At 38.9% G+C, this 24,376-nt stretch carries 24 protein-coding genes, 1 pseudogene and 1 other annotated feature; of the genes and pseudogenes, 3 read left to right on the top strand and 22 right to left on the bottom strand.

What is annotated here, in order from left to right:
* Positions 1 to 59 precede the first annotated feature (59 nt).
* From P3R27_RS01270 to P3R27_RS01180, 19 genes and pseudogenes are all read right to left on the bottom strand, one after another.
* A pseudogene (locus tag P3R27_RS01270) lies at positions 60 to 185 on the bottom strand (family 1 glycosylhydrolase); the annotation flags it as partial.
* A 3-nt stretch (positions 186 to 188) separates the two neighbouring features.
* Positions 189 to 392, bottom strand: coding sequence for a hypothetical protein (locus P3R27_RS01265; protein WP_034686821.1), 204 nt, complete (start codon positions 390 to 392; stop codon positions 189 to 191).
* The gene (gene yqeK, locus P3R27_RS01260; protein WP_126134271.1) at positions 377 to 997 is read right to left on the bottom strand and encodes a bis(5'-nucleosyl)-tetraphosphatase (symmetrical) YqeK; all 621 of its coding nucleotides are present in this window, start codon (positions 995 to 997) and stop codon (positions 377 to 379) included. The genes P3R27_RS01265 and yqeK overlap by 16 nt, the downstream gene beginning before the upstream one ends.
* A gap of 396 nt (positions 998 to 1,393) precedes the next feature.
* Positions 1,394 to 1,879 carry a DUF2247 family protein gene (locus tag P3R27_RS01255; protein WP_034686825.1) on the bottom strand — a complete coding sequence of 162 codons (486 nt, stop codon included), beginning with the start codon at positions 1,877 to 1,879 and terminating at the stop codon, positions 1,394 to 1,396.
* A 12-nt stretch (positions 1,880 to 1,891) separates the two neighbouring features.
* A complete protein-coding gene (locus P3R27_RS01250; protein WP_301357072.1) occupies positions 1,892 to 2,371 on the bottom strand; it encodes a hypothetical protein in 480 nt (159 codons plus the stop codon).
* A gap of 17 nt (positions 2,372 to 2,388) precedes the next feature.
* Complete coding sequence (locus P3R27_RS01245) at positions 2,389 to 3,237, bottom strand: T7SS effector LXG polymorphic toxin (RefSeq protein ID WP_126134272.1); 849 nt, start codon at positions 3,235 to 3,237, stop codon at positions 2,389 to 2,391.
* A complete protein-coding gene (locus P3R27_RS01240) occupies positions 3,234 to 3,581 on the bottom strand; it encodes a hypothetical protein (protein WP_301357071.1) in 348 nt (115 codons plus the stop codon). Before P3R27_RS01240 ends, P3R27_RS01245 begins: the two co-directional genes overlap by 4 nt.
* 1,083 nt (positions 3,582 to 4,664) lie before the next feature.
* Complete coding sequence (sufB, locus tag P3R27_RS01235) at positions 4,665 to 6,056, bottom strand: Fe-S cluster assembly protein SufB (RefSeq protein ID WP_034686829.1); 1,392 nt, start codon at positions 6,054 to 6,056, stop codon at positions 4,665 to 4,667.
* 4 nt (positions 6,057 to 6,060) lie between these two features.
* Positions 6,061 to 6,531 (bottom strand): Fe-S cluster assembly sulfur transfer protein SufU, encoded by a 471-nt coding sequence (gene sufU / locus P3R27_RS01230; protein ID WP_010734639.1) that lies wholly within the window; start codon positions 6,529 to 6,531, stop codon positions 6,061 to 6,063.
* Positions 6,518 to 7,753, bottom strand: a complete 1,236-nt coding sequence (locus P3R27_RS01225; protein ID WP_126134309.1) for a cysteine desulfurase — start codon at positions 7,751 to 7,753, stop codon at positions 6,518 to 6,520. The genes sufU and P3R27_RS01225 overlap by 14 nt, the downstream gene beginning before the upstream one ends.
* Positions 7,750 to 9,039, bottom strand: a complete 1,290-nt coding sequence (gene sufD / locus P3R27_RS01220) for a Fe-S cluster assembly protein SufD (protein ID WP_019724375.1) — start codon at positions 9,037 to 9,039, stop codon at positions 7,750 to 7,752. Before sufD ends, P3R27_RS01225 begins: the two co-directional genes overlap by 4 nt.
* A 14-nt stretch (positions 9,040 to 9,053) precedes the next feature.
* A complete protein-coding gene (gene sufC, locus P3R27_RS01215) occupies positions 9,054 to 9,827 on the bottom strand; it encodes a Fe-S cluster assembly ATPase SufC (protein ID WP_010734636.1) in 774 nt (257 codons plus the stop codon).
* Between the two features lie 212 nt (positions 9,828 to 10,039).
* A complete protein-coding gene (locus P3R27_RS01210) occupies positions 10,040 to 10,888 on the bottom strand; it encodes a MetQ/NlpA family ABC transporter substrate-binding protein (protein ID WP_126134310.1) in 849 nt (282 codons plus the stop codon).
* 23 nt (positions 10,889 to 10,911) lie between these two features.
* The gene (locus P3R27_RS01205; protein WP_010734634.1) at positions 10,912 to 11,598 is read right to left on the bottom strand and encodes a methionine ABC transporter permease; all 687 of its coding nucleotides are present in this window, start codon (positions 11,596 to 11,598) and stop codon (positions 10,912 to 10,914) included.
* Positions 11,591 to 12,625 (bottom strand): methionine ABC transporter ATP-binding protein, encoded by a 1,035-nt coding sequence (locus P3R27_RS01200; protein ID WP_034686838.1) that lies wholly within the window; start codon positions 12,623 to 12,625, stop codon positions 11,591 to 11,593. Before P3R27_RS01200 ends, P3R27_RS01205 begins: the two co-directional genes overlap by 8 nt.
* Positions 12,626 to 12,692: 67 nt before the next feature.
* Positions 12,693 to 12,942 (bottom strand) — a binding site (T-box leader).
* Positions 12,943 to 13,009: 67 nt separating this feature from the next.
* Positions 13,010 to 13,348: a glycine cleavage system H family protein gene (locus tag P3R27_RS01195; RefSeq protein WP_010734632.1), complete on the bottom strand. Its 339-nt coding sequence runs from the start codon at positions 13,346 to 13,348 to the stop codon at positions 13,010 to 13,012.
* A gap of 1 nt (position 13,349) precedes the next feature.
* The gene (locus tag P3R27_RS01190) at positions 13,350 to 13,706 is read right to left on the bottom strand and encodes an arsenate reductase family protein (RefSeq protein WP_126134311.1); all 357 of its coding nucleotides are present in this window, start codon (positions 13,704 to 13,706) and stop codon (positions 13,350 to 13,352) included.
* A gap of 6 nt (positions 13,707 to 13,712) precedes the next feature.
* Positions 13,713 to 14,900: an FtsW/RodA/SpoVE family cell cycle protein gene (locus P3R27_RS01185; RefSeq protein ID WP_010734630.1), complete on the bottom strand. Its 1,188-nt coding sequence runs from the start codon at positions 14,898 to 14,900 to the stop codon at positions 13,713 to 13,715.
* Positions 14,901 to 15,087: 187 nt separating this feature from the next.
* The gene (locus P3R27_RS01180; protein WP_034686840.1) at positions 15,088 to 15,909 is read right to left on the bottom strand and encodes a LysR family transcriptional regulator; all 822 of its coding nucleotides are present in this window, start codon (positions 15,907 to 15,909) and stop codon (positions 15,088 to 15,090) included.
* 290 nt (positions 15,910 to 16,199) lie between these two features.
* Between P3R27_RS01180 and P3R27_RS01175 the strand changes: the two genes are divergently transcribed.
* Positions 16,200 to 17,168, top strand: a complete 969-nt coding sequence (locus P3R27_RS01175; protein WP_126134312.1) for a TDT family transporter — start codon at positions 16,200 to 16,202, stop codon at positions 17,166 to 17,168.
* Between the two features lie 121 nt (positions 17,169 to 17,289).
* On the top strand, positions 17,290 to 18,333 hold the full coding sequence (locus P3R27_RS01170) for a YeiH family protein (protein ID WP_034686845.1): 1,044 nt from the start codon (positions 17,290 to 17,292) through the stop codon (positions 18,331 to 18,333).
* 83 nt (positions 18,334 to 18,416) lie between these two features.
* Here P3R27_RS01170 and P3R27_RS01165 read toward each other — a convergent pair whose 3' ends face one another.
* Positions 18,417 to 18,881 (bottom strand): methylated-DNA--[protein]-cysteine S-methyltransferase, encoded by a 465-nt coding sequence (locus P3R27_RS01165; protein ID WP_126134313.1) that lies wholly within the window; start codon positions 18,879 to 18,881, stop codon positions 18,417 to 18,419.
* 196 nt (positions 18,882 to 19,077) lie between these two features.
* On the opposite strand from P3R27_RS01165, the gene P3R27_RS01160 reads away from it, so the two are divergent.
* Positions 19,078 to 20,031, top strand: a complete 954-nt coding sequence (locus P3R27_RS01160) for a glycosyltransferase family 2 protein (RefSeq protein ID WP_034686848.1) — start codon at positions 19,078 to 19,080, stop codon at positions 20,029 to 20,031.
* A gap of 1,378 nt (positions 20,032 to 21,409) precedes the next feature.
* Here P3R27_RS01160 and P3R27_RS01155 read toward each other — a convergent pair.
* Entirely contained in the window at positions 21,410 to 23,650 is a 2,241-nt protein-coding gene (locus P3R27_RS01155; RefSeq protein ID WP_284592110.1) for a glycoside hydrolase domain-containing protein, read from the bottom strand.
* Positions 23,651 to 23,687: 37 nt separating this feature from the next.
* A complete protein-coding gene (bacL2, locus tag P3R27_RS01150) occupies positions 23,688 to 24,356 on the bottom strand; it encodes a BacL2 family protein (RefSeq protein ID WP_126134315.1) in 669 nt (222 codons plus the stop codon).
* Positions 24,357 to 24,376: the final 20 nt, after the last annotated feature.

Here is a 24,376-nt window from a genome sequence, read left to right as displayed (position 1 = left end):
AAAAGGCTAGACCCCCTAAAGAATGAACGAACATTTCTTTAGAGGCTTCTAGCTTTTTATCATTCTATTCCGTTTGTTTCAATCACACTTTTATACCAGTCAAACGATTTCTTATTGTATCTGTTGCCACTGCCCTTTCCTTCATCATCCAAGTCAACATAGATGAAGCCATACCGTTTCGACACTTATTACTGTTCTTTTTGAAAGGTCGGTTGTTTTCTTCTTTTTCTTTTTTCTTCACTATCTTCCAGAGAAGAAACGGATTTTTGTATTTTCTCTGTTTCTTTTAAAGTTCTTTGGATTTGTAAAGCTTGGTCTTCTTCAGGTAAATCAACATTATTTAAAATTTCACTATCATGACAAAAGTTTGGTAAATTTATAAATTCTGGCATATATCTCTCCCGTCCTCTCCTTTACTAACTGCCTTAGACAATGATTCATGTGCTTCTTTTAGCCATGGATGAACAACTTTGACGCCTTGATCCAATAGATATTTAATATAATACAATGCAGCACTTTCTAAAGAACAGTCAAGTGCTGATAATAAACTGTCTAGATACGGAGGAATTCCATCTTGATCCCAACTTATTTTATCTGCAACGAACACAACTAAGTCTAGTTGAGTATACCTCCCCCTTAAAGTTGTATGACACTCAATTGCGGATAAAATCTCGTTGTCAGTGAGGTCAAAAATCTTTTCTGCCATTTTTTTTGAGATCTTCTGGTGAATGATCATTGGAAATACCAACTCTTCTTGATTTAGTTCTATCCCCATTTCTTTTGCTATAGTAATTCTACAATTGTTTGGATAAATTGCGGATATATCGTGTAAATAACCCGCTATTTTGGCTTTTTCGCCATTGATATTGTAATTTACAGCAAGTTTCTCCGCACAATCGCCGACTGCTATACAATGTTTATAAGTTTTTATATGGTCATGTTCTTCAAGAAAGCGATAAACATCATCTCTTAATGCCAAACTATTCACTATTGTCATTTTTTCCTCCATTTACTTACTATGTGTATTTTCAAATGAATTATTTACTACTTATGGTTATTAAAAAAATCGACCTTACATAGAAAAAATATACATAGAGAATTAGATATTTTATACTCTACTTTTAAATATATTCATAATTTTTCTTCTGATTTAACAATTATCTCGGTCTTATCTAACTACTGGATTTCTTTGCCAAAGATTTGTTTTATGTAATTTAATTCCACTTCATCACTTTTCTTGATAAGTGTGTAATAACTTCATATGTAGAAAAAGAAACGATAAATTTGAATCGCTTCTTTTTGTTATTAACTATTGACGACTTGATTGCTCTAGGTGGTATATTTACCGGTCAATACTTTACTATTTAATTTTAATTAGGAGTAAAGTGCTATTTCATCTTTCATTAAGTTTTTCATTTTCTGAATCTAAGAATTGATGGAATCTTTCTATCAAATCTTTTTTTGTAGTAGGAACTTCTTGAGGCATATAATTTATGAAGCTAACCATATCTTCTGGATACCCATTGTTATTATAGAATTCTGCAATTCCATTTAACAAATCATCTTCATCATTCATGGTATCATTTAGTTTAGATAAATAAATAAATCTAAGTTTTTGTTCTTCAAATTTGTAATCATTACCGCCTTCATCCACATTAGGAAAGCACTTTCTTTTTAATTCAAATAACACTGATTGTAATTCGTCAGGTTTTATTCCCCATGCAAGTTCATTAATAAAATCATCATCATTTCCCTGATCCATTAGCTCTATCGCATAGTCAGAAATTACTTTTAGATCGAAAAATTTTTGAATTACTCCAACATAGATAGTTTTCCAACTATAGTTCACATCTTTTTCTTTAAAACATGCTAAATTCATTATTTTCTCCTTTTATTTTTTAGGAACTTGATTTGGTTTTCCAGTCAACGTACCACCATTTATAAATCTTCTATGGCTTATATTACCATTAGGTTCGACAATCCATTCAAAAACACCTATTTTTCCATTGTTACTTCCTTCAATTTGAAAAAATCTTCTACTAATTCCATCCCCACCAACTAAAGAATACTCATTTGCAACAGTTGGATAATTGTCAACAATGTTGCTAAATCCATGTTCTTTTGGAACATGTGGAAATTCCTTATCTATAATTGGTTTGCCTAAAGGATCTTTTCCCCAAATTGGTTTTATATCATCAACTGTTGTTCCCCCCCCGACTCGCTTGCCATCTAACACAGGACTCTTAAATTCAGAAATAACTTTCTGAGTAGCCCCACCAGTACTCTCACTATTAGACTTTTTCTTGACACTCCCAACATCATCGATGCCATCTAATCTCGAAGCACCTTTGTTTCCATAATATGCGCCCATCACTGTATCGCCAATATTTATAAGTGTTCCTGACCATGCAGCATACTTGAATTTATTCGCTTCTTCTTGATGATTTTCTTTCCTGTGTAGGGATTGATTCCTATACTAGCACAAGCGAGTGTTTTGCGATTGATCTCTTCTAGACTATCTGTTTCTTTAATTAACTCAATTTCTTGATCGCCTGATTCGACAACCAAAGCTACATCTTTTTTTATTTTCTCAAAATAACTTTTATTTGTACCTTTTGGTAATGAGTATGAGCCATCACTTTTGATTGTCGTATTATTTAATATCAATACGCCTTGCATCGCTATCTTCAGCTCATTTAAACTATTAGCAAATAAATCACTTGTTTGTGTATTGAAATCCTGTAGTTTTCTTAGTTGATTTTGTAAATGATCGATAGCTTGTTGAAAGCTATCAGTCATTCGTTCCAACTCTCTTTGAACATTCAACAAGGTATCTAGTACACTTGCAATTGGGTTCAGTGTCGTTTGTAATCGGACGAAAAATAAGGTCTGGTCTACTGAGTTTTTCATTGTACGTGTGACTTGTATCTGTTGATTTAACTTATCTTCATTCAATTCGCCTTCACTTGCCACTATTTTATCGGCATTTTGGTATTTTTTCAATTCTTGTTCAATCTGTTCAATGGCATTTGTTGTGCGGGTGATCGTTGGAATGATCAAGTCCGCAAACAAGCCTTTGCCTGCTGTATACGCCGCGCCAGATAATTGCTTGCCATCTACTGCTAAGACAACTTTTTGACTACCCGATTTCAATTGACTAACTGTTTCTTTGCCACTTTCTAAATTACTTTTAAGCGCAAACATAAAGTCCGAAGATTCACTACTAACATAAATCAATCCCTTGAGAGGTTTCTCCTCTGCACCTGTAATTCTTCCCGTTCTATTTCTAATTTCTGTATGGCTTTATTATATGTATGATTTAACTCCTCATCGGCTTGCCTTAACTGGCGTTGAAAAATATGCTGTTTTGTTTCATTGTTTTTATGTACCCACTTTGTGGAGGTATGCCCCTGTTGTACTCCTTCATAGTTTAACTCAGCTAATTGACGAAAACCTCTTTGAAGTATATCTTGTAACTGAAGCAGTTTTTCTTCCAATACACGTTTTTCATTCGATAACTTTTCTTGATGTTGTTCCACTTTGACAATTTCTTGTTGATTCTTTAGCATTTCATCATTCATTTTCTTACCTCCATTCCATCTCATACATTTGATTTGAATCTACCTAGAAGTAATGATTTTTACCGTTTTAGAGAACGTTTCGCTACTTCCAAGATATAAATCGTATCACTATCGACCTTTGCAAAGAAAGCGCATTCTACGTAAAGCTTACCAAATATACAAATCGAAAAACGAAAAATCTCATAAAATATAGTTTTGATATCATAATCGTGCAACTCTTTGTAATTGTTCTTTTGAATAGAAAAAAATGCAAAAGAAAAAGGCTTACGCCCTTTACCAAAAAACTATGCGGAGTGTCTCTCTCTACGCCATGCGATTGCAATGTTGTTCAGTCACACATTCTACAATACCGTACCAGACGGAGCGACCGCTGGCATATTGTAGCTTTACGAGATGTGGTCAGGCATGACAGCCTACAAATTCCACAGGGGCATTCGGTATATTTTGATTATGATTAGTATCAACATATACCGCCTTCTGCTACTCTCACGCGTTTCTTGTCTTATAGATTATTTCTAATCACTTCACGGCGAAGGACTTCTTTGGATGGTTCCATCAGTGTGAAATGCCAATCTCTTAGCAAATCTCTTCACGGAGAGGCTAAGTCTTATCAACTTAGCTTTCTATTGTCGTCCCGACAAGTTCGCTACCTTACATTTGGTCACACTTTGCACACGTTCTTTGCGTTCCAATGCTTTTACACTGGCTTTCTTCTTGTCACCAAGAATACTCACTTGATACGTAACAGTATCCCATTACGACATCAACAACGACTGATTCCCAAACGTTCCTTGACGAGTTGCTTAAACTCTCATACACAAGGTTCTGCATCAGTTTTTTGATAAAAAGAATAAACCTTTTAATATTTCCAGGATAACTATTATCTCATATATTTAACTGACCTTAACGATATCATTCTTTCTCAACTTTATCATGAGTTAAAAAAATTTTCGTTCCTTAAATTTAAAAAAAGAAAAAAAATGGGACAATCATCCGATATTTTCTGATGATTGTCCCACACTCTTTTACTTGATTGAACGCATCAGCAGTTCTTATTGAAAAAGAGACCGCATAATTATTTACTTAACCAACTGACCCTTCCATCTCATAACTTATCAACCGATTCAACTCTACCGCATATTCCATCGGTAGTTCTTTTGTGAATGGTTCGACGAAGCCCATGACGATCATTTCTGTGGCTTCGGATTCGGTCAAGCCGCGGCTCATGAGGTAGTAGAGTTGTTCTTCTGAGATTTTGGAGACTTTTGCTTCGTGTTCCAACGAGACTTGGCTGTTGTGGATCTCGTTGAATGGGATGGTATCAGATTTGGACCATTCGTCCATGATGATGGTATCGCATTCGATATGAGAGATCGAGCCGGCACTGTCTTTTCCAAAGGTGACTTGGCCACGATAGTTTACTTCACCGCCGTCTTTTGAAATTGATTTTGAGACGATCGAGCTTGAAGTGTTTGGTGCATTGTGGATCATTTTTGCGCCTGTGTCTTGGATTTGGTTGGCTCCGGCAAATGCGATGGATAGCATGGTACCTCGTGCGCCTCGTCCGTCTAAGTAGACACTTGGGTATTTCATGGTTGTTTTGGCTCCTAAGTTGCCGTCAATCCATTCAACAGTTGCGCCTTCGTAGGCTTTTGCTCGTTTGGTTACGAGGTTATAGACGTTGTCTGACCAGTTTTGAATCGTTGTATAGCGGCAGTAGCCGTCTTTACGGGTAAAGATTTCCACGATAGCTGCGTGTAGGCTGTTACTTGAATAAGTCGGTGCCGTACAGCCTTCGACATAGTGGATGCTGGCGCCTTCGTCCACGATGATCAACGTACGTTCGAATTGGCCGGTGTTTTCGGCGTTGATTCGGAAGTAGGTTTGTAATGGAACATCGACTTTGACGCCTTTTGGTACATAGATAAACGTCCCCCCAGACCAAACGGCTGAGTTTAGTGCGGCTAGTTTGTTATCTGTTGGTGGCACGAGTTTTGCAAAGTATTCTTTGAATAGTTCAGGATACTCTTTCAATGCAGAATCTGTGTCGGTAAAGACGATGCCGAGTTTTTCGAATTCATCTTTCATATTGTGGTATACGACTTCTGATTCGTATTGGGCAGAAGCGCCGGCTAAATAAGCACGTTCGGCTTCTGGAATACCGATTCGTTCAAAGGTTTCTTTGATTTTTTCTGGTACGTCATCCCAATCGCGAGCAGGTCGGTCACTTGGTTTTTGGTAATATTTGATGGCATTGAAATCAATGTCAGATAAGTCTGGTCCCCAGTCTTGCATAGGCATTTTGTTGAATGCTTCCAGAGATTTCAAACGAAACTCCAACATCCATTCTGGTTCTTCTTTGATTCGTGACATTTCCCGAACGACTTCTTCGGTCAAGCCTTCTCCTGTACTAAAAACGGGTTCCACGTCGTCGTGGAAGCCAAATTTATATTCTTCTAATTCTGGTACGCCCATTTGCTCACTCCTTTTCCTTGTGCTCATGATGGACGGTTGCAGTACCGTCTTCTTCCATTGCCTTGCCTAGTGCTTTCCAGGCAAGTGTTGCGCATTTGATGCGCGCGGGGAATTTTGCGACACCACTTAACATGGCAGCGTCCCCTAGTGATTCAAGCTCTGCGACTTCTTTTCCTTGGACCAGTAGTAAAAAGTCGTCCGTCAATTGCTCTGCTTCTGCAATTGTTTTGCCGATGACAGCATCGGTCATCATTGAGGCACTGGCTGTGCTGATGGAGCAACCACTGCCGTCAAAGGCGATATTATTGATTTTGCCGTCTTTGATCTCGACTTGTAATTCAATGACATCCCCACAGGTGGGGTTGTTCATTTCAATCTTATTCGTTGATTCCGTCAACGTGCCACGATGATGTGGATGGGATGAATGGTCCAAGATCACGTGACGGTAAAGATTATCTAATTTAGATAGCGCCATGTTGGAAAAACTCCTTTGTTGCGAGAATTGCTTGGACGAAACGATCGGCATCTGCTTTTGTGTTATAAATGTAAAAGCTGGCACGAGCTGTCGCAGCAACCCCTAGATACTTCAATAATGGTTGGGCACAATGATGACCGGCACGAACGGCGACGCCTTCCATATCAAGGGCTGTCGCTACATCATGGGGATGTAGATTCTCTAAATTAAAGGAAATCACACCTGTACGATGCGCTGGGTCTTTTGGTCCATAGATCGTCAAGCCTTCGATTGCTTGGAGTTTTGGTATGACATAACCAACAAGTTCTTCTTCATATTGATGAATGCCTGCTAGACCAATCGATTCAAGATAATCGATGGCAGCGCCGAGTGCAATCACACCGGCAATGTTTGGTGTGCCTGCTTCGAATTTCCAGGGAGGTTCTTTCCATGTGCTGTCTTGTAGGCCAACAAAGTCGATCATTTCTCCACCGAATTCAACGGGTTCCATTTGTTCCAACCATTTCCGTTTTCCATATAATACACCTGTTCCGGTCGTTGCGCACATCTTATGTCCGCTAAAGGCAAAGAAATCACAGTCTAGTGATTGGACATCGATTTTGATGTGTGGGGCAGATTGTGCACCATCCACCACTAAAATACCGCCTTTTTCATGAACAATTGCTGCCAACTCTTGGATCGGATTGATGACACCTAATACATTAGAAGCATGGGCGACCGACACGATCTTGGTTTTTTCCGTAATGATCGAAGTAGCATGTTCTAGATCAAGGAAGCCTTCTTCGGTCAATTCGATGTATTTCAAAGTAGCGCCAGTTCGTTTTGCCAACTGTTGCCAAGGGATGATGTTCGAATGATGCTCCATATAAGAGATCACGATTTCATCACCGGCTTTGACAAAGGCATCGCCATAGCTTTGCGCTACCCAATTCAAGCTTGTGGTCGTTCCACGAGTGAAAAGGATCTCGGCGGTCTCTTGGGCATTTAAAAAACGACGAACTTTTTCTCTGGCAGCTTCGTAATCATGGGTTGCTCGCTCGGCTAACGTATGCACGCCTCGATGGACGTTGGCATTGTTTGCGGAATAATAATGCGTCATAGTCGCTAACACTTGTTTGGGTTTTTGCGTAGTCGCTGCATTGTCTAAATACACCAGGGGTTCGTCATTGACTTCCTGAAATAAGATCGGGAAATCTTGACGGATTTTTTCTGGAGAAATCATACATTTAACTTCCCTTCAATAACTGCCACTAGTTCTTTGCGCACCGCTTCAACTGGGATCGCAGTTAAGACAGACCCTAAGAAGCCACGAATGACTAAACGTTCTGCTTCTTCTTTTCGTAAGCCTCGACTCATCAAATAATACATTTCTTCCGGATCGACACGTCCAACACTTGCGGCATGTCCTGCTGTAACTTCGTGTTCATCGATCAAGAGGATCGGATTGGCATCGCCTCTGGCTTTATCTGAAAGCATCAAGACACGGCTTTCTTGTTGGGCATCGGCACCTTTAGCTTTTTTCAAGATGTGTCCGATACCGTTGAATGTCAACGTACCACGTTCGCGGATCACGCCATGTTGCAAGATATGTCCGATTGTATGCGGGGCTTTATTTGTCACCCGGGTATCGATTCCTTGGGTTTGTTTTCCTGAACTGATTGCCACGATCTTGACTTCCGCATGTCCGCCTTCACCGACAAGATCTGAATCAAAATCAGCGACGATATTCCCATCGTTCATCACTCCGATTGCCCAGTCCACAAAAGCATCCCGTAAGATATGTCCACGACGGTTCATATATGCTGTGACATTTTCGCCTAATTGATCGACTGCTGCATATTTGACTTTAGCACCGGCTTTGGCGATGACTTCAACAATGATATTCCCAGAGACTTTTTGTAATTCTTCTCCAGTTGTTTGGAATCGTTCCAAGTAAGAGAATTCACTGTGTTCATCTGCGACGATCAAGACGTGTTTAAAGAAGTGTTGCGAAAATGCTCCTTCTTGGATAAACAGGGATTCGATCGGTTCTTTAATGACTACGTTTTTTGGTACATATAAGAACAAGCCACTATTCATGAATGCCGCATGAAGCGCAGTCAATTGGTCTTCGTCCATTTCAACCGCTTTCGTCATGTAATATTCTTGGACTAATTCAGGGTATTCTTGCATTGCAGTAAATAGATCTGTAAAGATTACTCCTTGTTCTGCAAGGTCTGCGGATAATTGCTCAAAGACAGTCAAGGTACCTTGTTGCACGACTAATGGATTGTCTTTCATCGCATCAAATGCCGCAACATTTCCAGATTCAGGTGTCTGATCAGTTAACTCATTGATTGAAAACAATGGCCAACGGTGGAATTTCACACGTTCGATATGGGGCAATGGTAGTTCATCTGCTTTTTTCAGCGCCTCTTGACGAAGCGTCGTCATCCATTCCGGTTCACCTTTACTGAATGAAAAATCTGTAACAGCGTCAAGATGATCGAGCCATTTAATGTCTTTCATAGATGTGCTCCTCCTTACGCTTCTTCTTCTTTGTAGTCGATTCCTAATTCTTTACTGATGCCAGCATATCCTTCGGCTTCTAGGCGTTTTGCTAGATCTGCACTGCCAGTCATCACGACACGACCTTCCATCATGATGTGGACGACGTCAGGTGTGATGTAGTTTAACAAGCGTTGGTAATGAGTGATGATCAAGGCACCAAAGCTGTCGCCACGCATTTCGTTCACGCCTTTTGCCACGACTTTCAGTGCATCGATATCTAAACCAGAATCGATTTCATCTAAAATCGCAAACGTTGGTTCTAACATCAAGAGTTGTAAGATCTCATTACGTTTTTTCTCTCCACCAGAAAAGCCTTCGTTCAAATAACGTTCAGCCATTTCTTCTGGCATGTTCAAAAGTGCCATCTTTTCATCTAACTTTTTCAAGAATGACATGACAGAAATCTTGTCATCTTCCGGACGTGTCGCATTGATCGCTGCACGCATAAATTCGGCATTTGTGATCCCTGGAATCTCACTTGGGTATTGCATGGCTAAAAACAGACCTAAACGTGCACGTTCATCTACTTCTAGCTCTAACACATTTTGCCCATCAAAAAGGATTTCTCCTTCAGTTACTTCGTAATTCGGATTTCCCATAATTGCAGCAGACAAGGTCGATTTACCTGTTCCGTTTGGTCCCATGATGGCATGGATTTCCCCTGTTTTCATTGTTAAATTCACGCCTTTAAGGATTTTCTTGTCCTCAATCGACACATGTAGGTTTTTTATTTCTAAGACAGACATGTAGTTCCCCTCCATATTCTGATTCGTTCTCACTTATTTTAGACTAATTGAGAATGAAGCGCAACGCCCCGACCAGTTAAAAATGTCATAATTTTGATTTATTGCAAATAAAACATCATTTTCAATTGATAATCTTTATAAACTAAATAAAATAGTTTTTGTTCGTTTTTTCTCAAAAAAAGTCTGGGAATCATTCCCAGACTTTACAGGTTTTATTTTGCATCCGCATCAACAGATTTCACGGAGCCTTCCCATTGTTCTTCGATCCATTGACGAACATCTTCTTGATGCAAGACTTCGATCAATTTTTTGATCTTGTCGCTGTCTTCGTCACCTTTACGTGTCGCAATGATGTTGACATATGGTGAGTTATCTTTTTCTAGTAATACCGCCTCTTCTAATGGATTCAATCCAGCGCCGTAAGCAAAGTTCGCGTTGATAGCTACTAGATCACCTTCATCATTTTGGTAGGTGGAAGCCAATAATGCTGGATCGATCGTATGATTGAATTTCAAGTTTTTAGGATTTTCATCGATATCATCAAATGTGGCTGTTTCTAAATCAACGCCGTCTTTGACTGTCACTAAACCAGCGGCTTTCAAGATCGTGATGATCCGTCCCCAGTCAGATTCTGAATTTGAAGTAATGATCGTTGCGCCATCTTCTAATTCAGAAATGTCTTTGATTTTTTTTGAATACAAGCCCATTGGTTCGATGTGGACAGCACCGGCATTGACAAAATCATAGCCTTTTTCGTCAATTTCTTTGTTCAAGTAAGGGATGTGTTGGAAATAGTTCGCATCAATGTCGCCTTCTGATAATGCTTGATTTGGCAAGACATAGTCGTCAAATTTGACGATTTCCAAATCAATGCCTTCGTCTTTCAAAAGCGGCTTCACATGTTCTAAGATTTCCGCATGTGGTGTTGGTGATGCGCCGATTTTCAAGGTTGTATCGTCTGATGCGTTTGATGAGTCACTACTGCTTCCGCCGTTTCCACATGCGGCTAATCCAACTGTCAGTAAAAGCGTTGCTGCAAATCCAAAAATTTTCTTTTTCATATCCTATATCCTCCTATTTCCTACTATCTTTTATCTGTTTTCTTCGTTAAGAAATCCCCGATTCCTTGAACAATAAATACGATGACTAAAATAATCAAGGTAGCGACAAAAGTCACTGTTAAATTACCACGTTGGTAGCCTTCTTGCCAAGCCAAGCCACCTAGACCACCGGCACCGATTGCTCCTGCCATGGCAGTAAAACCGATCATCGAGATCGTCGTTACAGTCAAACCTGAGATCAAGGCTGGGACACTTTCAGGGATCAAGACTTTCCAAATGATTTCCCAATAGCTCGCGCCCATCGCATCTGCGGCTTCTAAGACCCCAGGACTGACTTCGCGAAACGCGATTTCTACAAGTCGAGCGTAAAAAGGAGCAGCGGACAACACGAGAGCTGGAATCGCTGCTTGTGCGCCTAACATCGTTCCTACGATTGCTTTGGTAAAGGGAATGATCAAGACCATCAAGATCATGAATGGTGTCGATCGGAAAATATTACTAATGATCGAAACGATACCGTAAATGATCCGCGCGTACGGTTTGTTTTTGCGACCAATCGAGTAAAGGATCAAACCAAGGATCAAACCGATGATGGTTACTAAGACCATGGAGATCAACGTCATGTATAACGTGTCCATGATGGCTTGTTGCATTGTCTCCATGTTGATTTGGCTGAAATCAAGGTAGGTTTCTGTGAAGCTTTTATCCATGATGGATCACCTCCACTCCGACGCCTTGCTCTTTGATGAAGTTTTCTGCTTGGTCCAATTCGTTTTCCTCTCCGATCATCAAGGTAGTCAGCGAACCAAACGAGCCTTCTTTGGTTTGCTTGATTTTCCCATATACGACATTGATATCGACATTGTACCGACGAATGGCTTGAGAAATCACTGGTTCATTGGCATTCGTTTCGTTGAAGGTCAACGTCACTAAGCGACCATCTGGATTTTCTTTGATCAACTCTGCCAATAATTCAGTGGATTCAGCTTCTGGTTCGATGTCTTGTTGGACGAAGCGTTTTGTGACTTCTTGTTGCGGATGACGGAAAACGGTCAACGCATCGCCTTCTTCTACGACTTGCCCACGCTCCATCACTGCCACTTTGTTACAGATTTTACGAATAACGTTCATTTCATGAGTGATCAAAACAATCGTCAAGTTCAATTTTTTATTGATTGCTAATAATAAATCTAAGACCTCTTCTGTCGTTTGTGGGTCCAATGCACTTGTCGCTTCATCGCAAAGGAGGATTTCTGGCTCATTGGCTAACGCACGAGCAATCCCGACTCTTTGCTTTTGTCCACCGGATAATTGGGACGGATAAGCTTGTCCTCGTCCTTCCAAACCGACTAAACGGAGCAATTCTTCTGCTCTTTCTTTCCGTTGTTGTTTCGGTACACCGGCTAATTCCAAAGGGAACTGGATATTTTCTAGTACGGTACGTGACCACAATAGATTGAAATGTTGAAAAATCATACCGATTTTTTTACGAAAAACGCGTAATTCTTTATTTTTTAATTTAGTAATGTCTTGGTCGTTGACAATTACTTGACCATCTGTAGGTAATTCCAAGCCGTTCAACAAACGAACTAACGTACTCTTACCAGCACCGGAATAACCGACGATGCCGTAAATGTCGCCTTGTTCCACTTGTAGTGAAACGTCGTTGATAGCGTGGATCGTCCCATGTTTCCCGCCAAATGTTTTCTTGACATTCGTCAATTGGATCAATGACATATCGTTCACATCTTTCTTTACTTATTTTCTCTTAGACAACAAAAAAACTTTCGTCCTTTGCGTTTAGCAAAAGGACGAAAGTTTAGACTTCCGTGTGACCACCTTGATTCGCTGCTATTTCACAATAACAACCTCGTTCAGTACTTGACGCTAGTCGCATACTGCTGTGCTATAACGGGCACTCCCGTAGTCAGTTTGCTTGCGCTCACTCACTCTGCTCTAAGACCATCTTCCATCTCATTTCCGTTACCCTTTCACAGCAAACCGGGCTCTCTTGAAACATCTGTGACATGTACTCTTCTTATCAAAGCTTTCAATATGATTGTTTATGATTATAGCAGTTACAAGAATCGGTGTCAAACGTTTATTTGAACATCGTGTTTCTTAAAGCGCGTCGAATTCTGCTGCATCGACATCTTTAAAACTCAATAACCACGCAGTCATTTCATCTTCATCGTTCAAAACAGCGATATTCTCACTGATTTTTTCATTCACAGATGAGACTGTTCCAGATAATGGACTTGCAAATTCAGTGACTGCTTTTTCTGCTTCTACTTCAACTAGTGCATCGCCTGCTTGATACGCTTTACCGATTTTTGGTAAGTTGGCAAACGTGATCTCACCTAGATCTTCTTGCGCTTCTTTTGTCAAACCTACACAGTATTCTTTTCCATTAAATAAAATCCAAAGGTTATCTTTCTTCTTTAAGTGTTTCCCAGCCATTTTAATTAAATGCTCCTTCGTATATTTTTTCATTAAAACCGATTGTGACCAGTTGATTGTCTTTGACGATCAATGGACGTTTGATCAACATGCCGTCCGTAGATAACAGCTGACTTGCTTCTGTGAGGGATAATTCATCGATTTGGTCTTTTAGACCAAGTTCACGGTACTTCATCCCGCTTGTGTTAAAGACACGTCGAAGCGGCACATCGGAATGCTTCAACCATGATTCGATCGTTTCTGACGTAGGCGTATCTTTGACCATGTCGACCGCTTGATACGTTACTTGATGATTGTCGAGCCAAGCCTTGGCTTTTCGACAAGTAGAACACTTTGGGTACTCATAAAAAGTAAACAACTTGCGTTACCTCCTAGAATTTTTTACCGGTGCTTCGTTTTGATAACGCATAGATAAGATCAATCCGATCCCAATCATATTCCCTAAGATCGATGAACCTCCTTGACTGATAAACGGCAATGGAATACCCGTTAATGGAAGTAAACCGATATTTGCGCCAATATTTTCAAAGACATGGAATAAGAGCATCATGATCAATCCACTTGCGATATAGGCATAAAACTCATTGTTCGTATCGAAGCAGACACGTATCATACGATAAATCAATACAAAATACAAGAAAATGACAAATGCGCCACCAATAAATCCAAAATTCTCGCCGATGACAGTGAATATCATATCTGATTCTCGGACTGGCACGTAAATGTTGCTGACGTTAAAGCCTTTTCCGAACATCCCACCTGTTCCGATTGCTAAAATCCCTTGGGCAGGTTGGAAACTAAAGCCCGACGTATCATGAAATGGATCCAGCCAAGAATCGATTCGGGCAAATTGGTAAGATTTGAATCCAACAGTATATAGGAATTCTCTTCCTGATTCTGTGGTCACAAGGAAAATCGTTCCTGCCCCCACAATAAATGCTAAAGCAAAGATCGGGCCAATGATTTTCCAAGAAATCCCTGACATCAAAAAGACGCCACCAAAGATCGCCAGAAAGACGAGCATCGTCCCAAAGTCTTTTTGCGCCATAACTAACGCAATCACAGGAATCGAAATGATCAACATCTTTGCAATCAGCCAAAAATCAGATTTGATTGTGCGAACTTTGACTTGCGTATTGTGCTTCGTTACGATCAACGCCAGCATCAAAATATAAGCGATCTTCATCAGCTCGGCTGGTTGAAATGTGACACTTCCAAAACGGAACCAGTTTTTTGAACCGGTACTTGCCGCCAGATTTTGGTCGTAAAATCGTAAGAGCAACCCCATGACAAGCAATCCTAGTCCATAGAGATACGGTGTCAATTTCCAGATCCATTTTGAATTGATCCGCATGACAATTGCAATCGCTACTGCTCCCACAAGGTACCAAATGATCTGCATCCCGACACCTCTTGTCACAGAAGGACCGTTTGGATCATGTGTCAATGCAACGTATAAGGATAAAATCCCAATCAAACATAATAAAAATACTGGTAGAATGACTCCGTAATCAATGCGGTTATCATTCGAAGTTTTTATTTTTTTTTCCATTTTTCATCCCTTTTCCTAAAAACCATACTGCCCTATATTATAGCTGTCTCCTTCTATAAATGAAAGCCAAAGCAAATGAGATTTGCGAAAAATTAATCTTATTCATTTCTCTTTATCCTTTCTTAAGATAAAAACGAAAAAAACGCTTATTCAAGGGAGAAGTTCCATTGATTCCGTCTGATATTTTTCAATTTTTCTTTTCCTTTTTGTAGAAATCCAAGATCTCGTTTCCTACTTCTAATAACCGTTCAGAGGTCAAATGGGTCCGTTGGATCAAATAGAACTGACGAGATTCAGCTAAAGGTTCAACGTGTATCCCTTTTGGTACTGCTCGTTTGGATAATATGGATCGTCCGATTCCTTCTATCAACATCGCCACAATGACTTCATTACTTTTTACAAGCATTTTCTTCCCTTGGATATTCTTTTCTTCAAAATAACGTTGCGTGTAATGGAACACACCTGAAGAAGATTCCCTGACTAGCCATAGCTCACTCTTAGGATCACCTGCAACAACCAACGCATCTTCAAGTAAAGAAAAGCGTTGTACGCCGGTTGTTTCTAAAGGTTTTTCGATAAAACCAAAATCAGCTTCATGTTTTGCCACTTGCTCCAAACTCTCATGGGAATTCGCAAAAGCAATCGAAAACTTGATTTTAGGAAAACGCACGATCAACTCTTTCATCAATTGAGGCAATAAATACACAGCAAATGTATGGGAAGCGACGATCCGGCACACTTCTTCTTCATTTTTTTCATCCGCTAATTGTTGTTGTGTTGTTTCCCATTCTTCCAATAAAACCAATGTTCGTTCATAAAGCAAATCCGCTTGTTTTGTCGGTTTCATCTCTTGTCGTCCATTACGCTGGAAAAGTTCCACCCCAAGATCCCGCTCCAATTGTTTGATTTGATTGGACACCGCAGGTTGAGACAAATAGAGTAATTCAGCGGTTCGCGAAAAATTTCTTGTTTCATAAACGACACGAAAGGTTGTTAATAATTTAAACATCTAACCACTTCCATTATCTTTTTTTATAGTAACTATAATAACTATTTGATTTAAATATATCAAAAAGACTCTATAATGAAAAGTGTAAGGAACAGGTTGTGGACCTTCAGTTACACACACCTCACAGCCTTCCAGACAGCTTACTGCAACGATAAGGAGAAGCATCCATGCGATTTGTTTTTTCCCATTGAAAAACTTTACTATTCTTCGTAACAAGCAGTTTTCATCGTTGGCTACTTATCGTTGCAACGAGTCTGTCCTTTATTATCAATGAAAAAGGAGAGTAATGTATGAAGCATTTCTTGAAGATTGTTCCGATCCCGATTTGTGGGTTGATCCTTGGGTTGACTTCTTTAGGGAATCTTTTAAAAGACTATCATTTGACACATGTAGGGAATTTTGTAGGCGCGATCGGTATGCTTTTGATGCTGTTGATCATCGGCAAACTGATCCTTTTATTTGAACACACGAAGCAACATCTATATGATCCAATCGTCGCTTCCGTCTCGCCGACCTTTACGATGTCTTTGATGGTCATCTGTACGTATTTTGTTTCTTTCAAATCAATTACGCCAATCGTCAAATTGATTTGGTTAGCCGCAGTGATCTTCCAAATCATCTTGGTTCTGTACTTTAATTACCATCATGTAGTTAAAGCAGACTTGTCAATAGAAGCAATTTTTCCAAGCTGGTTTATCGTGTATGTTGGTTTTGGTGTCATCACAGTAACTGCTGGAAACTTTTCTCCGATCCTTGGAAAGATCTTCTTCTGGCTTTCGTTAGCTTGTTATGTCGTACTACTACCAATCATCATCCATCGAATTTTCTTTGTCAAAAATATGGCGCAACCAACCTTACCATTGATTGCGATTCTTGCAGCACCTGGTTCTTTATGCCTGACAGGGTACTTAAAAAACTTTGAAGACCCAAATTTGGCCTTAGTCATGACGTTGTTCCTTGTTTCGCAAGTACTTTACTTTGTCGTTTTAGCCATGTTACCACGTCTGTTATTGCTTGATTTTTATCCAAGCTTTGCAGCCTTTACTTTCCCATTGGTGATCTCTGCTACAGCAATCTCTACTGCCACTGCTTATTTCCATCAATTAGGGTTTGCTACAGGGATCTTAGATGGATTGAAAGTTATCGAGTGTTTGATTGCCTGTGGCATGATTGCTTACGTCTTAGGACACTATGCCATCTACTTGATTAAAGAACACAGTCAACATAAACATCACCTTTCAAAGGGATTGATAGAATAGACTTCACCTTCTGTCTTTTTCATTTAGTAAAAAGGCAGAAGTTTTTTTGTATTCACGAAGAAACAAATAAATGATACTATATTTTAGAAAAACTTTTTCTTAAATGAAAGGAAAGAATCAGATGAATGCTTTATTCACTTATATAAAAACGCTGAAAAAATTTGGTGGCCGAAAAATTTTACCCGGACTACTACTCGCCTTTTCCGTCGCAGTCATTAGTCGGTTACTGGGACCCTTTGTCCCACAACTCGGTGCAGGAACGATTGCGATTTTACTTGGCATCGTCTTAGGAAACACATTGTTTAAGCAACCTGAGCTGGCGGTGGGTACCAAATTTGCCGAAAGTAAACTATTAGAATGTTCCGTTTTCTTGCTTGGTGCAACTGTGACGATCCAAACGATTGCACAGATTGGTATCAAAGGTGTAACTTTCGTGTTACTTCAAATGACTGTCACGATCCTTGGTGCCTATTTTATCGGGAAAAAACTATTGTTCAGCGATACATTTTCCTTGATGATGGCAGGTGGCAACGCCATTTGCGGTTCTTCAGCCATTGCTTCGATTGCTCCAGTGATCCATGCAGATGAAGAAGAAAAGGGCCAAGTCATTACCTTGGTCAATCTTTTAGGAACAGTGATGATGTTGACACTTCCCTTTTTAGGTCTCCAACTGTTTGGTGATCAACTGATCGAAAAAAGTGCGCTGATAGGTGGTACTTTACAATCCGTTGGACAAGTTGTTGCTGGAGCAAGTCTATTAGATGCTTCTGTCGTGCAATTTGCGATGCTGTTTAAAATCATGCGGATCATGATGCTTGTGGTCGTGGTCTTCCTCTTTGAAAAATTTATGACAAAAAAACAGCCGGCCGTCTCGTCTACGTATACGCCAAAAAACCACAAACGAAAAATGCCACTTCCTTGGTACGTTTTAGGCTTCTTGATCGTGTGTTTAATCAACAGCTTCTTCACCATTCCCCATGTGATTGATCAAAGCGCTAGTTTTATTAGTGGTTGGTTTGAGGTCACTGCATTAGCTGCAATTGGCTTACGTTTGGATTTTGCAAAGTTCATGAAAGAAGGAAAGCGATTCTTGACGTATGGATTGACTGTGGGACTTTTACAAACGATCATGGCTTTATTCTTTATTTGGTTGATCAAACTATAAGTAAAAATAAGCACCAACAGCTCGGAAAGAATTTCTATTTCGAGGTGTTGGTGCTTATTTATGCTGTTATCTGGTAGTACAGCCTAATGAGCTAAAATATTTTCAAGCACTAATAGTTGCCGTTTGATCACTAACCCATTTTCAGCTTTCCCCATATACCCAGTCAATTGTCCATTTTGTCCAATCACTCGGTGACAAGGAATAACGATTGGTAGAGGATTCAAACGATTGGCTTGACCAATCGCACGAGCTGCCTTTGGTTGCCCGATTGCCTGTGCCACTTGTTTATATGTGCGACTTTGTCCATAAGGGATTCTTGTGAGCACTCGCCAAACCTTTTGTTGAAAGGCTGTTCCTCTTTGGAAAGATAAAGGTACATCGAAAACGTGTCTTTCACCTGAAAAATACTCTTCCAGCTGTTGTTTTGCCAAGGATAAAATCTGAGCATTGGCTTCTTCATTTTCAAAAATCCGTTCAAAAGAGACAGCTGTTAATCCTTTTTGATCGGCATCAAGCCACAAAGGACCGATTGGTGTTTCAATTTTCATTTTTGTCCGCCTTCCTCCTCACTTATTTTATTTATCATCTATGATTCAAGAAAAAAAAGCAACCTAAAAGTTTATTTAATGCCATAGAGATGGTACACTGAATAAGGCGCTTATAACATCTTTTATTTTTGTTATTTAAGCATACTTTTATATATATAGGTTATATGAAAAAAACATGCTTGAAAGGAACGAAAACATGAAAATATCAATTGTCATCCCTTGTTTTAATGAAGAAAAAACTGTCCCACTTTTTTTTGATGAAGTCGAAAAATTTCGTGGCGATTACGAGTTCGAGTATCTTTTTATCGATGATGGGTCCAGTGATGGTACCTTGGCTGCCATCAAAAAATTAGCGAATGTACATGAATCCGTTCGTTTTGTCGCTTTTTCACGAAATTTCGGAAAAGAAGCCGCACTATATGCCGGCCTGCAAGCCTCTACAGGAGACCTTGTCACTGTCATGGACGTCGATTTACAAGATCCGCCTGAATTATTACCAGTGATGATTGATAAAGTCATCAACTCCGATATCGATTGTATCGGTACACGCCGTTCTACTCGTGAAGGTGAACCAGCTATCCGTAGTTTCTTTGCGAAGAAATTTTACCAATTGATCAATAAAATCAGTGATACTGAAATGGTTGACGGTGCAAGAGATTATCGCATGATGACTCGCCAAATGGTGGATGCGGTCTTAGAATTAGCGGAATACAATCGCTTTTCAAAAGGACTATTCAGTTGGGTAGGATTCAAAACAGAGTATCTCTCATTTGAAAATCGTGAACGCGTTGCCGGTGAAACGTCTTGGTCATTTTGGAAATTATTCAACTATTCAATCGATGGGATCGTCAATTTTTCTGACACGCCATTGAACATCGCCTCATTTGTTGGCGCATTATCATGTATCGGTTCAGGAATCGCCATCTTATTTATTATTTTACGTGCGTTATTATTTGGTGATCCAACATCCGGCTGGCCTTCACTCGTCTCAATCGTCCTATTCATCGGCGGAATCCAACTCCTTTGTCTTGGCATCATTGGGAAATATATCGGGAAAATCTTCCTGGAAACGAAAAAACGCCCAGTCTATATCGTACGGGAAACTGAAAAACAAAAAGCCCACCAAATTGGTGAACAAACAGACAAATAATCAATGAATAAAGCTATCCTTTAAAATTAGAGGGTAGCTTTTTCTTTATGATAGCCAGTTAAAATAACTCTCATTATAAAAAGTTGTTTTAACTGATTGCGTTTTATCTATCCATTCATTGCGTATACTTATAGATGATAATGTTTCTATCTGTTAATTATAGCTGATAGCATTTTTTATGTTAGATTTTTGACTAATCCGTAAGAATGGAGTTATTACATGGATAATTTTTTAGTAATAGTTGCTTACTTTTTTCTCTCTCTTCTCTATATATTTTTATTCTCATTGGCTTTTTTTGTTTTGAAAATGGAAAAATATCGTAAACAAATCTTCGAGAATAAATACTTATTACCAGATATTGAATACACAAAAGAGTATTATTTGATTACGAAAAGAAGTAATCTATTTGTTTTTACTGGCTTAACTTCTTGTATCATAGCTGGCATATTTTTGATAAATAACAAATATTACTTAACTTTAGGCGGCGCCTTATTTGCTGTACTCTGCTTACACTTATCTCTAGACAAATGGCGATACTTTAAAAGAACAATCTCTCAAGGTTACCTAGTAACCTACAGAAAAAACTATATTCTATCTATTTTTTTACAGAACCAGAAGAGCAACAAAAGATTCTTTCTAGGCAAAGAGTCATGCTTGTACTCGCATACCTAGGAGCTTTTTCAGCAATTATAATTGTAAATTGTATTCTTTGTTCTAAAATTTTTGATTTGTAAGAATGATTAAGTAAATTTCCCCTGTAAGGCACTATGCAGAAAGTTATTCAAGAAGCTTTACATATTTATAAAAGAGGAGAAACAGCATGCATAATTTCTTGGTTATGACCAGTTATTTTTTTCTATTACTTATGTTAATTACATTAGTATTCTTAAGCTACATAAACACTAAGATAGAAGTGTTCAAAAAGACAGTAATTAAACGTAATATTCTGAGTTTCAGTACAGCTGAAGCAAATGAATATATTCCGATTCTTAGAAAAAGTAATCGTTTTATACTTTTCTCATTAATTTCTTGTATTTTGTCAATTTTTTTTATAACCGAGAATAACATACCTTTCTCCATACTATTTATTATCCTAGGTATAATTTTTTGTCTTGTAGCTTTACAAAAATGGCGATATTTAAAAAAAACAATTTTAGCAGGATATTTAATCATTACTAAAAAAAAGAATCATTTTACTTATTTTTTCACTAATTTAGAAGAGAAACAAAAAATCCTGTCCTGGCAAAGCAAAATGATCTACTCAGTTTACTTGATATTTATTTTTGGTTCCTTGTCACTGTTTATTGGTTTAATGACTACAGTTTAACAAGATAAACCAAAGTGCTTTTCAACTTTGATTTATCTTGTTTCCTGATTGTTATGCTCCAATAAAATGAGAATATATCCCCATTAAAGTGATACCAATTACTGCTAGTGCAGCAACAACGGTTGAAATAAAACCAGTAATACCAACAATAATTGCTCCTATAGCACCTATGATAGCTGAACCGTACGCATAAAGCAGTACAACGGCTGTGGTTGATACCAATACCCCAACAATTAGCTTAGTATCCCACTCAAACGTCCCATTCTTCAACTGTTCTACGACGTCCTGATAAACTGGATCTGGCAAGGGGGAATCAACAAGCGGACGTAAGTAAATCTCAATCTCTAATTGAAATTTGGATGTAATTTCATGGTCTCCGTGCTTCAACTCTTTCTCAAAGGTCATCAAGATACGTGTACCTATTAACCCTTCTTTCGTTGCTAATCCAACTGCAATCGCTCCATTATCTACTTTTGGTCCAAGTTCGTTGATGACATCTTCAAAACTTTTTGTGTCTCCTTTAAGATACTCACTGTATTCCACGATCGAATCAGTGATTTCATTGTAATAAGGAGACATATCCACTTTTTTATCCTTCACTAATACAGAAATCCCATATTCTTCTCCTGAAATAGACCACTCCATATGAGGTTTCAAATAGACCACGTAATTTGGTGCTGGCTCTATACGTACTTCTTGTTCAAATTCAAATGCTGTTTCTGCTACACCGAAATTTTTATACAGCTTCAATAACTCTCTTTTCGCAATTGCTTCTGGAGATACAGAAAAAGATGAAATACCTCGATCTCTACCTGACACAGCAACTTTATCGATACCTACTCCCGCTGTGGTCAGTTCAATAAACTGATCAAATGCCCATTGTTTAGGCATAGGAAATCCTAAATTACCACTAAAGCCTGAGGACATATTAGATACAAAAGCTTGAGTTGTATAACTCGCATCAATGATTTTCTGGCAAACATTTCTAGTACCATAAACGCCAACATTATATGTCTGGTCTGATGAAAGAATTGACCATACTCCCGCAAAATAAGGTAAGACGGTTCCGGGGATATTTCCGTCTTGAATATCCACATCACATGCAAAATAAATGGTTGTTCCTAAGGGAAAACCTAAGTTATATGCTGCTTCAATCGCCAGTTTTCCATCTTTTAGGCCTTGATCTTGCGTGAAATAAGATTCATACCAACCGCCATCTTGGTAGATAGGAAAAATGGCTAAGCCAACTTGTGTAATTGCTTCTATCTCTTCAAAGGATAAACTTTTATCACGTTCGTCGGCTCCTGTTCCAACCGTACCTGTCAAGTAGCGTCCAACAATCGAAAAACCTTGTGATTTCAAACCTTCCGCTGTTTCTTTAGTCAAAATTGTCGAGGTGTCAAAGGCCTCTGCTGAACGATTCGTGTTCCCGTTTGATGTTAGTAAACCTTTCATCACGGTTAAATCCGACGTTTGATTATACGGTGGCAATACCATAAACTGTCGGAAAGCAAGAATTTGCTCCGCAATATATGACGTAAAGTTTCCTGAAAAATCACCTTGTTTGTTATAACCGTTCACATAAAGACCGTATTGCAAAATTCGAACAAATGGACCGATGTCTCCTTGATTTAGTACTGGGGTACCCGCTTCAGTCCCAGGACCATAATTACCATTTGCTGTATTTGTATCCATACCAATTTCTGCTTGAAGACCATAAATCAATGCTGTATTGGTTTGACGCTGATAAACGCCATCACAAGGCAAAATCCCCGTATATTGCCAGTACTCTCGATTCAATCCTTGTTGCATCGAGCGAATCGTCGCATCTCCACTTGGTACTAAAACAAAAGCGCTCATATCAAACAAGGCTTTAGCCCATGTGGAATCTAATGTACTATTGACTGATTCAAATCCTGCGGCAATTTTTAACTGCTTTATTGCATTGTCATTGTCCGTTGTGTAAATGGTATTAAACTTTCCAGTTCCCATTCCTTTACAACGAAATGCACCATCAATCAACTTTACAAAATTACTTTCATATGTGTTGATTAGATTGGGGGTCACTTCTTTATCCCATAAAGCAGAAGTGGTAGCACCGAAGTTATCAACTAATGTCGTAATTCCTAGTTCATGTTGTACCGCTCGAATCAATCCATAAATCGTATTCCATCCAGTATAACCATCTTCCGGTACTGAACCAAAGCCTGCTACATTTCCATATGTCTCATTCAACCATTGCTGTACCTCTAACACCCAAGGATCACGTGTTTGTTTTGCTTTCTTATCCATTCTTTTCACTCCTCAACATTATTTTGATTCGAATCACTTAGATATGTTGAGATTTTTTAGAATTTGTGACAGTATTCAGGAAATATTTTTCTTGAAGCAAATATTTTTTTAAGCGTTTCTTCATTCTCTCCACTCTTTTACGCACTGACGGATGGTAGTCCTTTTCTGAAAACATGATTTTCGCTGCTTCAGAACAAGTAAGCCCTTCAACTAGCAATGAAAAGAAGAACCCATCAAGTGGTTCTTGCTTTTGATAATTACAAACCATCTCTTTTAAATCGATAGTTGAATCAAATTCCACCGATGACTGACTCTCTATAAATCCAGGATCTAAAGATTGCCAACGCCCAGCATCATAAGTAATCCCATTTTTGTCATTCTTATTGTTTGAACTTTTTTTGTAAAGACGCCATACATCTTTCTCAGCAATTGCTAAGCGATAGAGAAACAAATTTTTAAACTTCAACTCTTTCTTCTTTCTTTCCAGTCGATAATCTTCAATCGCTTTCCATGTAGCTAACAGATAGGTACTATAAAAATCTTCAAAAGGTATGTATACGCCCAATTTCTCTGCTGAAATTTGGGCATTTTTAGCACTTTTTTTTAAATATGGAAAAAAATCTCTGAGTATTGCTTCCAGTAACTCTCCATTTTGTTCTATTACATACAAATCCACTCTTTCTGTTATGCTTATCCAAAAACTCATCATTAGCCACTCCATTCATT

It is taken from the genome of Enterococcus spodopteracolus, from assembly GCF_030441955.1.
Classification (GTDB): Bacteria; Bacillota; Bacilli; order Lactobacillales; family Enterococcaceae; genus Enterococcus_B; species Enterococcus_B spodopteracolus.
This window is presented reverse-complemented; position numbering and strand designations above follow the sequence as displayed.